The following is a 14,487-nucleotide window of genomic DNA, read 5'->3' as shown; positions in this document are numbered from 1 at the left end:
GCCCAGCGGCGCTTTAGCGGGGCCGCGGCGGGATCAGCAGGCTTCTGAACCGCTGCCGCGGCCGGTCCAACCGGTCGCAACGGCCTTCGGGCATCGGCAGGGCGCCGTCGTCGCTCAGCAGCCGCAGCTCGTCCGGCCCGGGGCCCGCGAACAGGGCTTCGGGGCTCAGCCCGGCCAGGGCCGGCTCGGGCCGCAGCGCGGGCGGGGTCGAGGGCCGGCCATCCCATTCATAGAGCGCGAAGCTGCCCGCGTCGCCCGGCGGGCCCGCGACGATCAGATAGCTTGCCGCGCCGATGCGCTCGATGCTGCGGATGCCGCGGCCGCCGAGATCCAGCCGGATGGGTTCGGCGAACCGCGGGCGCTTGCCCCTGCCGACCAGCGCGGCGGGGTTCTTCAGGGGGATCAGCAGCGCGCGCCCGTCCGGCACGGGGCTGCGCAGACCGATCAGCAGGCCGGCGCCGTCGGCCGCGGCGGCCAGGCCCTCGATGTTCAGGCCGCCGTGCGCCTCGGGCGCCAGCCTGGCGGCCCGGCCGAGCTTGAGCGCCTTCAGTTCTTCGGCATCCGTCATCTCATCGAGCAGCCTGGCATAGGGCCGGCCGACCGGCTGCAGGCGCGGCGGCGCCCCGGCGACGATGCGCGTGGCAAAGAAGCGCTGCCGGCGCGGCTGCTCCTTGCCCGAGGACGTGCGGCTGTGCGACGAGATCCAGTAGACGATGTCGTCGAGGCGCGCGGCGCCTTCCAGATCGGAGGCCTTGTCGGCAGGCGTGGACAGGAAGGCCGACAGATCGAGCGGCGCGCCGATCGGCTCCGGCCGGCCCCGGCGGTAGATCAGCAGCGCATTGCGCTCGTCGTCGGCCACGGCGAAATGCTCGGCATCCAGCGCCACGCCGGCGGAGGCCTCGCAGAGGCCGCGATAGCTCTCGAGCCGCTCGAGCTTGGGTGGCTGGGCCCGGCCGGCCGGCGCGATGGCAAGGACAAGCAAGGCCGCCAGCAGGCATCGGCCGGCACCGCATCGCCGCGGGTCCGCGACCCTATTCATGAACGGCTTGCTCATCCTCAGCGCTCGAGCTTGCCGGCCGCGACCTCCTGCCATTCGTCCCAGGTCGAGTCCTGCACATCCAGACCGGGGATGCCGTCCTCCAGCTCCTGCGGATGAGCGGGCGCGGGGGCCAGGTCTTGCCGCGGGCCGTTCGGGCGGCGAGGCTTGGGGGCGTGAGCCGCTCGGCGGCGCATGTCTTTGTCCTGCATGGGAGGGCACTATGGCCGCTTGCCGGCGCAATCTCAATCCTGCTTCGGGGTGATGAGCCGTCTATGCGGGACAAACCCGTTCTTTGCGGGATCGATGCCGGCGCGGTGCTCGAGAAGACCTGGCGCGGCGAGCCCGGCGTGAAGAAGAAGACGCGCTTCCACCTGTCCGACATCGTGGTGCTCGGCAGCGACCGGGCCAGCGCGACGGCCAGCTACACCTAGCACCGGGAAGGTTCGCAGGGTGGGCGCGAGTTCACGATCCGGGGCCGGGGGACGCGCGTGCGGCTGCGGGAAGACGGCCGGTTCCGACTCATCCACGAGCAGCTCAGCCGTTTCCCGCGGCCCCAGTGAGCGCTAGCTCATCGCCTCGACGATCATCTGCACCCGCTGCTGCCCCTGGTATTCGTCCAGGCTCAGCCGGTAGGCCAGCAGCCCGTTGTCCGGCACCGGCTCGACATGGCCGAACCAGATCGCGTCGCGCAGCGCGCCGGACGCGCCGCCATGCCGCAGGCGCAGCTTCAGATGCCGCTCGCCGACGATGCGCTGCGAGACGATCTGCACCTGATCGCAAAACAGCGGGGCCTCGAAGGCCTGGCCCCAGACCTGGGCCTCCAGCTGCTGCACCACCGCCGGCGTGAAGGCTTCGGCCGGCAGCGGACCGTCGGTGCGCAGGGTGCGGGTCAGGGCCGCGGCGTCCAGCCATTCGGCGGCGACCTGCCGCAGCGCCGCATCGAAGGCCTGGAACACGGTTTCGGGGACGCCGTCGGCCAGCGTGCAGCCGGCCGCCATCGCATGGCCGCCGAATTTCTTCAGCAGCTCGGGATGGCGCTTGGACACCAGGTCCAGCGCATCGCGCAGATGGAAGCCGGGGATCGAGCGGCCCGAGCCCTTGAGCTGGCCATCGGCGCCCAGCGCGAACACGAAGGTCGGGCGGTGCAGCCGGTCCTTCAGGCGCGAGGCGACGATGCCCACCACGCCCTCGTGGAACTCGGGCTCGTAGATGCTCAGGGCGGGCGGGGCTTCCCCGCTGGGCATCAGCTCGTCGAGCTTCAGCTCGGCCTGCTCGCGCATGCCGGCCTCGATCTCGCGGCGCTCGCGGTTGATCGCGTCGAGCTGGCGCGCCAGCTCGAGCGCGCGCGCCGGGTCCTCGGTCGTCAGGCATTCGATGCCCAGGGTCATGTCCGACAGGCGCCCGGCCGCATTGATGCGCGGGCCCAGCGCGAAGCCCAGATCGAAGCTGCTGGCGCGCGCGGCATCGCGGCCGGCGGCCGCGAACAGCGCCGCGATGCCCGGCTGCATGCGGCCGGCGCGCATGCGGCGCAGGCCCTGGGCCACCAGGCGGCGGTTGTTGGCGTCCAGTTTGACGACGTCGGCCACCGTGCCCAGCGCGACCAGGTCCAGCAGCGCGTCGAGCCTGGGTTGGCTCGCTGCGTCGAACACGCCGCGCCGGCGCAGCTCGCCGCGCAGGGCCAGCAGGGTGTAGAAGGCCACGCCGACGCCGGCCAGGTGCTTGCTCTCGAACTCGCAGCCGGGTTGGTTGGGGTTGACCAGGGCGTCGGCCGCGGGCACGACGATGGCGCCGTCGACCAAGGCCGGCAGATGATGGTCGGTCACCAGCACCTTCAGGCCCAGCGCCTTGGCATGGGCCACGCCGGCCAGGCTGGCGATGCCGTTGTCGACCGTCATCAGCAGCTGCGGCTGCGGCCGACCCTGAGCCATTGCCAGCTCGACGATGGCGGGCGTCAGGCCGTAGCCATGGATGGCGCGGTCGGGCACGACATAGTCGACGGTGCCGGGTCTTGCGCCCAGCAGGCGCAGGCCGCGCAGCGCGACGCTGCAGGCGGTGGCGCCGTCGCAGTCGTAGTCGGCGACGATGCAGATGCGCTCGCCGGCCTGCAGCGCATCGGCCAGCAGCGCGGCGGCCGCGCCCATGCCCTTCATGCCCTCGGGCGGGATCAGCCGGGCCAGGCCGTCGTCCAGCTCCTCGGCCGTGCGCACGCCGCGCGCGGCGAACAGGCGGGCCAGCAGCGGCGGGATGCCCGCCTGTTCCAGCGCCCAGCTGGCGCGCGGCGGCACGTCGCGGGTGAGGATTTGCGGGCCGCTCATAGCGCCTCCAGCGCCTTGGCCACATCGGCCCTGGGCGCGGCGAGCTTGCGCCACAGCCGTCCGAATCCGCCGACCTTGCGCGGGCGGTAGCTTTGCGCGCGCCGCTCGCCGCACAGGGTCAGGGTCACCGCCGCGCCGGCCTGGGCCTGCCCCAGCAGCTCGGCCAGCGGGCCGGCATCGAGCGCGGCCCAGGCCTCGCTCCAGGCGGCCCAGTCCTCGCCCAGCAGCGGCTCGCGCAGGCGCGTGTCGATGCGCAGGCCGGGCACGGCGGCGCGCGGCCGGGCGCGGCCGGCGCCGCTGATCCAGACCGAGTTCAGCGCCAGCGCGCCGCGCGCCTCGCGCGCCTCGTTCAGCGCATGGCCGTGCAGCGCCATCTGCAGCTCGTTCTGCAGGGTGCGCAGGCGGCGCGCCTCGGGCATCCAGGGATCGACATTGCGGTTGATCACGCGCTCCAGGCTGGCGCCGGCCAGGCCGTCCAGGCTGTCGTGGGCGACATACCAGCGCGTCGGCGCCCCCCAGGCGCTGCGCCAGCCTTCCTCGGCCGGGAACAGCCAGGCCAGCGCGGCGAAGAAGGCGCGCGACTCGGCCTCGTCCAGCCGCAGGGCCCGCGGGTCCAGCGCGGTGATCTGGTCGCTACCGACCGACAGGTGCAGCGGGCTCAGCAGGGCCCAGGCCGCGTCGCCGACCTCGATGCCGTCGGCCTGGGCCCGGGCGGCGGCGAGGGGCAGGGTCGAGGGCAGGGCCGGGGCGTCCCAGCCCCACAGCGCGGCCAGGGTCTGCTCCTCGGGCGTGTGGAGGCTGTATTCGTCGCCGCCATGGCCGGCCTCGGGCGCCAGCAGCGCGAGCAGGGCGGCCAGGCGCGGCAGCGCCAGGGTCTGGCGGGCCTGGGCGCAGGCCTCGCCAAGCGCGCTGGCATGGGAAATCATCAGATGCATGGCGGCATTATCCCGGCCCGGGCCGTCACCCAATCTTCACGCGCCTGCCATGGCGCGGACATGGCGGGGCCGCATGCTGGTGGTCCATGAAGCCCGATCCCCTTCTGATGCGTGCTGCCATGGACTCTTTGAACCACACCCCCGAGGAGCAGGGGCCGCTGCATTACCGCACGGTCTGGATCTCCGACCTGCATCTGGGCACACCGGGCTGCCAGGCCGAGGCGCTGCTGGATTTTCTGCGCCAGGTGGAGTGCGAGCGCCTGTTCCTGGTGGGCGACATCATCGACGGCTGGCAACTGCGCCGCAGCTGGTACTGGCCGCAGGCCCACAACGACGTGATCCAGAAGATCCTGCGCAAGGCGCGCAAGGGCTGCCAGGTGATCTTCATTCCCGGCAATCACGACGAGTTCGCGCGCAAGTATCTGGACCACAGCTTCGGTGGCGTCGAGGTGGCCAAGGAATGGATGCACCAGACGGCCGACGGCAAGCAGCTCTGGGTCACGCATGGCGACCTGTTCGACGGCGTGATCCAATGCGCGCGCTGGCTGGCCCTGCTGGGCGACCATCTCTACGAGTTCGCGCTCAAGCTGAACCGCTGGCTGAATTCGGCGCGCGCGCGCCTGGGGCTGCCGTACTGGAGCCTGTCGAAATACCTGAAGCTCAAGGTCAAGCGCGCGGTCAGCTATGTCTCGGACTTCGAGAGTGCGCTGGCGCGCGAGGCCAGGAAGCGCGGCGCCGACGGCGTGGTCTGCGGCCATATCCACCATGCCGAGCTGCGCGATATCGACGGCATCCTCTACGCCAACGACGGCGACTGGGTCGAGAGCCTGACCGCGCTGATCGAGCATGCCGACGGGCGCCTGGAGATCCTCGATTGGAGCGAACGCGCGCGGGTGCCGCAGACGGCGCTGGCAGCGACACCGATCGTCACCGGCATGTCACCAAATCTTCATAGAATCGTCCGATGACCAAGCTCCCCCCGGGTGTGCCTACGCTGACCCTGCTCAACCGCGAGCAAGCGATCCTGGAGTTCAACCGCCGCGTGCTGGCCCAGTCTCAGCGCGAGGACGTGCCGCTGTTGGAGCGGCTGCGCTATATCTGCATCGTCTCGTCCAATCTGGACGAGTTCTTCGAGGTGCGCTTCGCCGACATGCTGGACGCGCTGCGCGACCCGGCCAGCGGCATCAACAGCCGCGACGTCGAGCGCGTCGGCCGCGCCGCCCATGAGCTGATCGACGAGCAGTACGACATCTTCAACGAGCAGGTGATGCCGGTGCTGAAGGCGCACAGCATCGTCGTGCTCAACCACGCCGACCGCAACGAGGCGCAGCGCGCCTGGGTGGGCCGTTTCTTCGAGCGCGAGGTGCGGCCCCTCTTGGTGCCGGTGGGTCTGGACCCGGCGCATCCCTTCCCGCAGGTGGCCAACAAGTCGCTGCACTTCATCGCGCGCGTCTCGGGCAAGGACGCGCTGGGGCGCGACACGCGCATCGCCATCGTCAAGGTGCCGCGCGTGCTGCCGCGCGTGATCAAGCTGCCGGCCGCCATCAGCGAAGGCAAGCAGGCCTTCGTGCTGCTGACCAGCGTGATCCGCGCCCACCTGGAGGAGTTGTTCCCGGGGCGCCAGGTGGAGGCCTTCTCGCAGTTCCGCGTCACGCGCGACTCCGATCTGGAGGTCGACGAGGAGGAGATCGCCAATCTGCGCCATGCGCTGCGCACCGGCCTGACGACGCGCCACTTCGGCCGCGCGGTGCGGCTGGAGGTGGTGAACACCTGCCCGGAGGAACTGGCCAGCTTCCTGCTGGAGCAGTTCCAGCTGCCGGCGGCGGCCCTGTATCGCGTCAACGGGCCGGTCAACCTGGTGCGCCTGAACGAGCTGATTGACCAGACCGAGGCCGACGAGCTGCGCTTCCTGCCCTACGAGCCGGTCTGGCCGCAACGCCGCCTGCCGCGTGGCAAGAGCATCTTCGAGCAGCTGAAGAAGAACGACGTGCTGCTGCACCATCCCTTCGAGAGCTTCGAGCCGGTGGTGCAGCTGCTGCGCGAGGCGGTACAGGACCCCGAGGTGCTGGCGATCAAGCAGACGGTCTACCGCACCGGCAGCAAGTCCGAGCTGATGGATCTGCTGATCGAGGCGGCGCGGCGCGGCAAGGAAGTGATGGTGGTGGTCGAGCTGAAGGCGCGCTTCGACGAGGAGGCCAACATCAACTGGGCCGAGCGGCTGGAGGCCGTCGGGGCCCAGGTCGTCTACGGCATCGTCGGCCTGAAGACCCATGCCAAGCTGCTGCTGGTGACGCGCCGCGAGCAGCATGGCGGCAAGGCCGTGCTGCGCCGCTATGTGCATCTTTCCACCGGCAACTACAACCCCAAGACCGCGCGGCTCTACACCGACCTGGGCTATCTGAGCGCCGATACCGACTTGACCGCCGATGCGGACACGGTGTTCCGCCAGTTGGCCTCGCTGTCCAAGTTCAAGGCCCCGAAGCGCCTGCTGCTGGCGCCCTTCAATATGCACAGCCGCATGCTGGAGCTGCTGGGTCGCGTCACCGAGGCGGCGCGCGCGGGTTATGCGGCGCGCGTGGTGCTGAAGATCAATGCATTGACCGATGCCGAGCTGATCCAGGGTCTGATCGTCGCGGGCCAGGCCGGCGCGCGCATCGACCTGATCGTGCGCGGTGCCTGCATGCTGCCGCCGGGCCTGCCGGGGGTGAGCGACAACATCCTGGTGCGCTCGGTGGTGGGGCGCTTCCTCGAGCATTCGCGCATCAGCTACTTCCGCTGGGGCGAGGGCGAGGCGGACGAGGCGCTCTACCTGTCCAGCGCCGACTGGATGAGCCGCAACATGCTGCGCCGCATCGAGGTGGCCTGGCCGGTGCTGGATGCCAAGCTGCGCCAGCGCGTCATCGACGAGGCCCTGCTGCCCTATCTGCACGACAGCCTGGATGCCTGGCAGCTGGGCCCGGACGGTCATTCGCAGCGCATCGCCGAGCAGGGCATCAGCGCCCAGCAGGCGCTGATGCGGCGCTTCGCATCCGATTGACGGGCCCGAGATCGGGCCTCCTCGTCAGTCCGACTCGACGGCGATCTTCAGCAGGCCGCTGCGCGACCAGGCCTCGGCCTCCTCGCGCAGCAGGTAGAGCGCGCGCGGCTGGGCCGTGGCCCAGCGCCTGGTCGGCGCGATGCGCAAGAGCTGGCGCTCGCGCTTGAGCGTCAGGACCTGCGGGCTGACCGGTGCGCGTCCATGGCAGGCCAGCACGGCCAGGCGCAGCGCCAGCACCTGCCAGACCAGGGCCGGATCGGCCGCGAACGGCGTCTCCAGCTTGCGCAGGCCGCCGCGCTGGCCCAGCGCCAGATCGCCCAGGCGCCGCAGCTGGTTTTGCGAGAAGCCGGCCGCGTCCACATGGGCCAGCAGGTAGGCGCTGTGGCGGTGGTGGTCGTGGTGCGAGACCATCATGCCGATCTCGTGCACGGCCGCGGCCCAGGCCAGTTCGCGCTGCAGCTCGCGCGGTGCCTCGGGCTGCAGCTGCTTGTACAGCGCCAGCCCCAGCCTGGCGACGCGCTCGGCCTGCTGGATGTCGACGCCGAAGCGCTGCTGCAGCAGGGCGACCGACTGGTCGCGCATATCGTGGGCGCCGCTGTGGCGTTGCGCCTCCAGGCGCTCGGCCAGGTCGAAGATCACGCCCTGGCGCAGCGCGCCCTTGGTGGGCTGCAGGGCGTCGATGCCGAACTGGGTCAGCAGGGTGTAGAGGATGCACAGCCCGCCACCCACCACCGCACGCCGGTCGTCCTTCAGGCCGGGCAGCTTGAGCTGATCCATATGGCCGGCCTCCAGGCAGCGGGCGATGCACCAGCGCAGCGCGTCCGGCGTGATGCGGCCGTCGGTGATGCCGCTGCCGGCCAGCAGCTGGGACACCGCGCCCACCGTGCCGGAGGAGCCCAGCGCCTCCTTCCAATACCGGCGGTCGAACAGGGTCAAGGCCTCCTCCAGCTCGGCGCCGGCCGCGACCTGGGCGGCGCGGAAGGCCTCGGGCGTGAAGCGGCCTTCGGGGAAGAAGCGCAGCGACAGGCTGACGCTGCCGACCTGGAAACTCTCGGCCGTGATCGGCGCCGTGCCCTGGCCAAGGATCATCTCGGTGGAGCGGCCGCCGATATCGATCACCAGGCGCGGCGCGCTGGAGGTCTGCAGCCGCGCCACGCCGGCATAGATCAGGCGCGCCTCTTCGCGGCCCGAGATCACCTCGATGCGATGCCCCACCGCTTCCTCGGCGCGCTGCAGGAAGGCGTCGCGGTTTTTCGCCTCGCGCAGGGTCTGGGTGGCGACGGCGCGCACCCGTTCCGGCGCAAACCCCTGCAACTGGGTTGCAAAACGCGCCAGGCAGTCCAGACCGCGCTGCATGGCGGCCTCGGTCAGCATGCCCTCGGCGTCAAGACCTGCCCCCAGTCTGACGGTTTCCTTCAGGTAGGTGAGGCGCTTGTAGCGGCCGCGCTGCAGCTGGGCGATCTCCAGCCGGAAGCTGTTGGAGCCCATGTCGATGGCGGCAAGGGCGGCGGGGGAAGTGCTCGTGGGCAAAATCATGGCCGCGATTGTCGCGGCAAACCCATGACGAACTCCTGCAGAGTTCGGCGTGCCTGCCTAGAATGCGTCAGCTTTCCCCGGCCCCCCGACAGGAGCAATGACGATGCTGAAGAACGATGTGGACAGCTTGGCCCCCGGCCGTGACTTCAACCGCCGCGATTTCGTGCGCACCACGGTCGGCAGCGGTTTCGCGGCCGCCGTGCTGCCGGTGACGGCCCAGACCCTCAAGACCGATGCGCAGGGCCTCGAGGTCGGCGAGGTCATGATCCCGGTGGGCGAGTTCAAGATGCCGGCCTACCGCGCCCAGCCGGCCGGTGCCAAGAACCCGCCGGTGGTGCTGGTGGTCAGCGAGATCTTCGGCGTGCACGAGCACATCGCGGACGTGGCGCGGCGCTTCGCCAGGCAGGGCTATCTGGCGATCGCGCCCGAGCTGTTCGTGCGCCAGGGCGATGCCGGCAGCTACGGCGAGATCGCCAAGCTGGTGGCCGAGGTGATCAACAAGGTGCCGGACGAGCAGGTGATGCGCGATCTGGACGCTACGGTGGCCTGGGCCAAGGCGCAGGGGGGCGATATCGCCAAGCTGGGCATCACCGGCTTCTGCTGGGGTGGCCGCATCACCTGGCTCTACGCGGCGCACAACCCCGGGCTGAAGGCCGGCGTGGCCTGGTACGGCCGCCTGGTGGGCAACGCCACGCCGCTGACACCCAGGCACCCCGTGGACCTGGCCGGCCAGTTGCACGGGGCGGTGCTGGGCCTCTATGGCGGCCAGGACCCCGGCATCCCGCTTGACACGGTGGATAAAATGAAGACCGCCCTGGCCCAAGGCTCGGCGGCCGCCAAGCGCAGCGAGTTCCATGTCTATGCGGACGCGCCGCACGCCTTCCATGCCGACTATCGCCCCAGCTATCGCAAGGAGGCGGCCGAGGACGGATGGAAGCGCTGCCTGGCCTGGTTCAAGGCCAACGGCGTGGCCTGAACGCCGGGCCTTGTTCGCCAGCAAACCGCGCCCGAGCTCAGCGGGGCGCGGTTTGTTTTTTGTCTGACGGGAACCCCATGACCCTTTTCTACATCGTGCTCGCGACCCTGATCGGCGGGCTGTTGTCGGTGCTGATCGCCGCCAGCCTGACCGTCAGCCTGCTGGGCCGGGTGGTCAAGCATCTGGTCAGCCTGTCGACCGGCGTGCTGCTGGGCACGGCGCTGCTGCATGTGCTGCCCGAGGCCTTCGAGGGCCAGGCCAGCCCGCACGAGCTGTTCCTGACCCTGCTGGCCGGCCTGATGTTCTTCTTCCTGCTGGAGAAGGCCGAGCTGTACCGCCATACCCACCATCACGAGGGCGACGGCCACCACCATCACCACCATTTCGACTCCGAGCAGGCCGGCCGCGGCGGCCTGTCGGTGCTGGTGGGCGACTCGATCCACAACTTCTGCGACGGCATCATCATCGCCGCCGCCTTCCTGGCCGACACGCGCCTGGGCGTGGCCACCTCGCTGGCCATCATCGCGCACGAAATCCCGCAGGAGGTGGGCGACTACATCGTGCTGCTGAATGCCGGTTTCACGCGCGTCCGCGCCCTGGTCTACAACGCGATCTCCGGTCTGGCCGCGGTGCTGGGCGGCATCCTCGGCTACTTCGTGGTCGGCGCCTGGGAGGCCTTGTTTCCCTACCTGCTGGTGGTGGCCTCGAGCAGCTTCATCTATGTGGCGGTGGCGGACCTGATCCCGCAACTGCAGCGCCGCCTGCCCTGGCGCGAGACGCTGGCCCAGCTGGCCTGGCTGGCGGCCGGGCTGTCGCTCGTGCTCGCCGTCTCGGGCGGCGCCCATTCCCACTGAGCAGCGCTATCCAAACCCAGCGACGCCCGAGGATCCGGCTCTGCCGGTCCTACGGGCGTGCCCCCTTGAGGGGGCGCGCGCAGCGCGTAGGGAGTGGTTTCTAACGCACCACCAGGACCGGGATCGTGCAGTGGGTCAATAGCTTCTGCGTCTCGCTGCCCAGCAGCAGGGCCTGGAAGCCGCGCCGGCCATGCGAGGCCATCACGACGAGGTCGGCCTCGTTGCGCCCGGCATATTCGATGATGGCCTCCCAGGCGTGCAGGGCCTCGACCGTGTGGCCCTCGCAGGGCACGCCGGCGGCCTCGGCCGCGCTCGCCACGGTGCGGACCCGCGCGGCGGCGATGCGCTCCTGAGCGTCGAAGAACTCCTGCGGCGGGGTGGGCTGCATCTCCGAGACCGCGCTGTAGGGGAAGGGCTCCTTGACGCTGACGGCATAGAGCCGGGCGCCGTGGACCTTGGCCATCGCAATGGCGGTGTCGACCGCCTTGGCGGTGATGTCGGAGCCGTCGGTGGGAATGACGATGCGCTTGAACATGGCAAACCTCCTTGCAGGCCCGGGCTCGGACCCTGGAGTTATCTTGCCTCGCGCGAGCGCGCTTGTCTTGCTTTACGTCAAGCCTTGGTCTTTGGGCATGGGCCGTCAGGTTCTTGCGTCAGGCTTTTGCAATCGGGCGGCGCGGATCGGCCGACCATTCACTCCAGGAGCCCGGATAGAGTTTTGAGCCTAGCAGCCCCGCATATTCCATGGCCAGCAGGTTGTGACAGGCGGTGACGCCCGAGCCGCACTGGTGCACCACGCCCGCGGCGTCCTGCGGGGGCAGCAGGGCCTCGAATTCTTGCTTCAGCTGCGCGGCGGGCTTGAACAGGCCGTTCTCGGCCAGGTTCAGCTTGAACAGGCGGTTGCTGGCGCCGGGGATATGGCCGGCCTGGCGGTCCAGCGGCTCGACCTCGCCACGAAAGCGCTCCGGCGCGCGCGCATCGATCAGGCGCAAGCGGCCCAGGCCGGCCTGCAGCGTGTCGGCGTCCAGGGCCTCGACCAGCGGAGTGCCGGGCCGGAAGTCTCCGGCATGGGCCGTCGGCACGGCGGTTTCCAGGGCTCCCCCTGCGGCCGTCCAGGCCTGCAGGCCCCCGTCCAGCACGGCCGCCGCGCCGTGCCCCAGCCAGCGCAGCATCCACCAGGCGCGCGCCGCGTAGACGCCGCCCTGGGCGTCGTAGCAGACCACCTGGGTGTCGGCATTCAGGCCCAGGCCGGCGAGGCGCGCGGCGAAGGCCATGCGCTCGGGCAGCGGGTGGCGGCCCCGGAACTTCCCATCGGTGCCCGTCTTGGGCGCGCTCAGGTCGCGGTCCAGGTGCAGGTAATGGGCGCCGGGCAGATGGCCCTGGGCATGGGCAGTTTCGCCGGCGGCGGTGTCGGCCAGGTCGAAGCCGAGGTCCAGCAGCAGCAGCGGGCGGGCGCCAGCCCGCAGGGCCTGCAGCTGGGAGACGGAGATCAGGGTTTGGTAAGCGTCGCTCATGATTCGGTGACGGAATGTTGGCTGTCCTTGGGGGTGCTGCGCGCGCGCAGCAGGGTGGCGGCCAGTCCGGCGCCGACGATCAGCGCCATGCCGGCCAGCGCGCTCCAGGTGATGGCATCCTTGAACAGGGCCACACCATAGATGAAAGAGAACACGATGCCCAAGTATTGCAGGCTGGCGTTGACCAGGGTCTTGCCGGTGCCATAGGCGCGCGTCATCAGCAGCTGGGCCGTGGTGGCCAGCAGGCCGACGGCCAGCAGCAGGGCGGCGCCCTTGAGGCCATGGGCATGCCATTCGCCGGCGGCCAGGGTGCTGAGGGCGCCGGCGATCACGCCGCCCGCCGAGAAATAGAACACGATGCGGATCTCGGGCTCGCCGGCGCGACCCAGCGAGGTGACCTGCAGATAGGCCAGCGCCGACAGCATGCCGGACAGCAGGCCGGCCAGGCCATGCCAGAGCTGCTGCTGGTCGATCGTCGGCCGCAGGATCAGGGCCACGCCGACGAAGCCCAGCAGCACGGCGCCGACCAGGCGACCGTCGACCCGCGCGCTGCCCAGCATCACCGCACCGCCGATCAGGAACAGCGCCATCCAGACCGAGGACATGTAGTTCAGGGTCATCGCGGTGGCCAGCGGCAGCTTGCCGATCGAATAGAACCACAGCGACAGGGCCAGCACGCCGGAGAGGCTGCGCCAGAAATGCATGGCCGGCACCGCGGTGCGCAGGGTCTGGCCCTGCACGCGCGCCAGCCCGGACATCAGCGCGACGCCGATCAGGCTGCGGTACATCACGATCTCGCTGGCGTCGTAGAACTCGGACGCCAGCTTGACGCATACCCCCATGGTGGCGAACAGCAGGGTGGCGGCGATCATCATCAGCGAGGCGGGCATGGGGCCGCATTGTGGCGCCGCGCCAGCAAAAACGCCCCGGCAGCGGGCTGCGCGGGGCGTTTGGCGATGCTGCTGTATTACCCAGCGGAGTCCGCGGATCCGGCTTTGCCGGTCCGCCGGACTCGCCCCCTTGAGGGGGCGCGCGCAGCGCGTAGGGGGTGGGCCTTTTTCAGCCGCCGAACTTCATCTCGCGGCGGTACCACTCGTGGAAATGCTGCATGCCGTCTTCCATCGGGCTCTGGTAGGGGCCGACCTCGTTGTCGCCGCGCTCCATCAGGGCGCGCCGGCCCTGATCCATGCGCAAGGCGATCTCGTCGTCCTCGATGCAGGTCTCCATATAGGCGGCCTGATTGGCCTCGACGAACTCGCGCTCGAAGGCGGCGATCTCCTCGGGGTAGTAGAACTCGACGATATTGGTGGTCTTCTGCGGGCCCTTGGGGTGCAGGGTGGAGACCACCAGCACCTGCGGATACCACTCCACCATGATGTGCGGATAGTAGGTCAGCCAGATCGCGCCCTGCTTGGGCGGCACACCGCCGCTGAACTGCAGCACCTGCTCGTGCCATTTGGCATAGGTGGCCGAGCCGGGCTTGGTCAGGGCCTTGTTGATGCCGACGGTCTGCACCGAATGGTGGCGGCCGAACTCCCAGGCCAGGTCTTCGCAGGTGACGAACTGGCCCAGGCCCGGGTGAAAGGGGCCGACGTGGTAGTCCTCCAGATAGACCTCGATGAAGGTCTTCCAGTTGTAGTCGCACTCGTGCACATGGACCTTGTCCAGCACATAGCCGCTGAAATCCAGCTCCGCCGCCGGGCCCAGCTTGGCCAGATGGGCGGCCACGTCATGGCCATTGGCCTCGAACAGCAGGCCGTTCCACGCGCTGATCTGGTAGCGGTTCAGGTTCAGGCAGGGGTCCTGCTCGAAATGCGGCGCGCCGATCAGCTGGCCCTTGAGGTCGTAGGTCCAGCGGTGCAGCGGGCAGACGACGTTGCGGCCGGTGTTGCCGCGGCCCTTGAGCATGACCGCCTGGCGGTGGCGGCAGACGTTGGAGATCAGCTCCAGCCCTTCGGCGGTGCGCACGATGGCGCGCCCCTCGCCCTCCTGGGGCAGGGCATAGTGGTCGCCGACCTCGGGCACGGCCAGGGCGTGTCCGAGGTAGCGGGGACCATGCTGAAAGATCAGTTCCTGTTCCCTGCGGAACAGATCCTCATCGAAGTAGGAGGTAACGGGCAGCTGGGTCTTGCTGCGTTCAAGCGCCGAGAGAGTGATGCTCAGGTCGGACATGATCCAAGAGGGTCTCCAAGAAACCAATGTCAACCCCCCGGTGGCCATGGCTGAAGGCGAGGCACCGGGTTTGTGTCAATGCCCGGCGGCGCCGGGCGGGTGGTGAAAC

At 69.9% G+C, this 14,487-nt stretch carries 14 protein-coding genes; 5 read left to right on the top strand and 9 right to left on the bottom strand.

Going from position 1 to position 14,487, the window contains the following annotated elements:
* Positions 1-13: 13 nt before the first annotated feature.
* Together AC07OQ_RS06225 and AC07OQ_RS06220 are read right to left on the bottom strand one after the other, a co-directional pair.
* The gene (locus AC07OQ_RS06225; protein ID WP_495052233.1) at positions 14-982 is read right to left on the bottom strand and encodes a DUF3616 domain-containing protein; all 969 of its coding nucleotides are present in this window, start codon (positions 980-982) and stop codon (positions 14-16) included.
* Between the two features lie 74 nt (positions 983-1,056).
* Complete coding sequence (locus tag AC07OQ_RS06220) at positions 1,057-1,248, bottom strand: hypothetical protein (RefSeq protein ID WP_495052232.1); 192 nt, start codon at positions 1,246-1,248, stop codon at positions 1,057-1,059.
* 63 nt (positions 1,249-1,311) lie between these two features.
* Between AC07OQ_RS06220 and AC07OQ_RS06215 the strand changes: the two genes are divergently transcribed.
* Entirely contained in the window at positions 1,312-1,470 is a 159-nt protein-coding gene (locus tag AC07OQ_RS06215; protein WP_495052231.1) for a hypothetical protein, read from the top strand.
* Positions 1,471-1,602: 132 nt separating this feature from the next.
* Here AC07OQ_RS06215 and recJ read toward each other — a convergent pair whose 3' ends face one another.
* Together recJ and AC07OQ_RS06205 are read right to left on the bottom strand one after the other, a co-directional pair.
* Positions 1,603-3,354, bottom strand: a complete 1,752-nt coding sequence (gene recJ / locus AC07OQ_RS06210; RefSeq protein WP_495052230.1) for a single-stranded-DNA-specific exonuclease RecJ — start codon at positions 3,352-3,354, stop codon at positions 1,603-1,605.
* On the bottom strand, positions 3,351-4,289 hold the full coding sequence (locus AC07OQ_RS06205; protein ID WP_495052229.1) for a hypothetical protein: 939 nt from the start codon (positions 4,287-4,289) through the stop codon (positions 3,351-3,353). Before AC07OQ_RS06205 ends, recJ begins: the two co-directional genes overlap by 4 nt.
* 107 nt (positions 4,290-4,396) lie before the next feature.
* On the opposite strand from AC07OQ_RS06205, the gene AC07OQ_RS06200 reads away from it, so the two are divergent.
* The gene (locus AC07OQ_RS06200) at positions 4,397-5,257 is read left to right on the top strand and encodes a UDP-2,3-diacylglucosamine diphosphatase (RefSeq protein ID WP_495052394.1); all 861 of its coding nucleotides are present in this window, start codon (positions 4,397-4,399) and stop codon (positions 5,255-5,257) included.
* The gene (ppk1, locus tag AC07OQ_RS06195; RefSeq protein ID WP_495052228.1) at positions 5,254-7,326 is read left to right on the top strand and encodes a polyphosphate kinase 1; all 2,073 of its coding nucleotides are present in this window, start codon (positions 5,254-5,256) and stop codon (positions 7,324-7,326) included. The genes AC07OQ_RS06200 and ppk1 overlap by 4 nt, the downstream gene beginning before the upstream one ends.
* A 24-nt stretch (positions 7,327-7,350) precedes the next feature.
* On the opposite strand, the gene AC07OQ_RS06190 is transcribed toward ppk1, so the two are convergent.
* On the bottom strand, positions 7,351-8,862 hold the full coding sequence (locus AC07OQ_RS06190; protein WP_495052227.1) for a Ppx/GppA phosphatase family protein: 1,512 nt from the start codon (positions 8,860-8,862) through the stop codon (positions 7,351-7,353).
* A gap of 103 nt (positions 8,863-8,965) precedes the next feature.
* On the opposite strand from AC07OQ_RS06190, the gene AC07OQ_RS06185 reads away from it, so the two are divergent.
* Together AC07OQ_RS06185 and AC07OQ_RS06180 are read left to right on the top strand one after the other, a co-directional pair.
* Entirely contained in the window at positions 8,966-9,838 is an 873-nt protein-coding gene (locus AC07OQ_RS06185) for a dienelactone hydrolase family protein (RefSeq protein ID WP_495052226.1), read from the top strand.
* A gap of 77 nt (positions 9,839-9,915) precedes the next feature.
* Positions 9,916-10,692 (top strand): ZIP family metal transporter, encoded by a 777-nt coding sequence (locus AC07OQ_RS06180; protein ID WP_495052225.1) that lies wholly within the window; start codon positions 9,916-9,918, stop codon positions 10,690-10,692.
* A gap of 100 nt (positions 10,693-10,792) precedes the next feature.
* On the opposite strand, the gene AC07OQ_RS06175 is transcribed toward AC07OQ_RS06180, so the two are convergent.
* The 4 genes from AC07OQ_RS06175 to AC07OQ_RS06160 all read right to left on the bottom strand — a co-directional run bounded on the left by AC07OQ_RS06175 (position 10,793) and on the right by AC07OQ_RS06160 (position 14,378).
* Positions 10,793-11,227 (bottom strand): universal stress protein, encoded by a 435-nt coding sequence (locus AC07OQ_RS06175; protein WP_495052224.1) that lies wholly within the window; start codon positions 11,225-11,227, stop codon positions 10,793-10,795.
* Positions 11,228-11,345: 118 nt separating this feature from the next.
* Positions 11,346-12,206 (bottom strand): sulfurtransferase, encoded by an 861-nt coding sequence (locus tag AC07OQ_RS06170; RefSeq protein ID WP_495052223.1) that lies wholly within the window; start codon positions 12,204-12,206, stop codon positions 11,346-11,348.
* Complete coding sequence (locus AC07OQ_RS06165; protein WP_495052222.1) at positions 12,203-13,096, bottom strand: DMT family transporter; 894 nt, start codon at positions 13,094-13,096, stop codon at positions 12,203-12,205. Before AC07OQ_RS06165 ends, AC07OQ_RS06170 begins: the two co-directional genes overlap by 4 nt.
* A gap of 169 nt (positions 13,097-13,265) precedes the next feature.
* Positions 13,266-14,378 carry an aromatic ring-hydroxylating oxygenase subunit alpha gene (locus tag AC07OQ_RS06160; protein WP_495052221.1) on the bottom strand — a complete coding sequence of 371 codons (1,113 nt, stop codon included), beginning with the start codon at positions 14,376-14,378 and terminating at the stop codon, positions 13,266-13,268.
* Positions 14,379-14,487: the final 109 nt, after the last annotated feature.

The organism is Roseateles sp. GW821-FHT09B06 (assembly GCF_059418245.1).
Note: the sequence above shows the minus strand (reverse complement) of the source record. Positions and strands in the feature narration are given on the sequence as shown.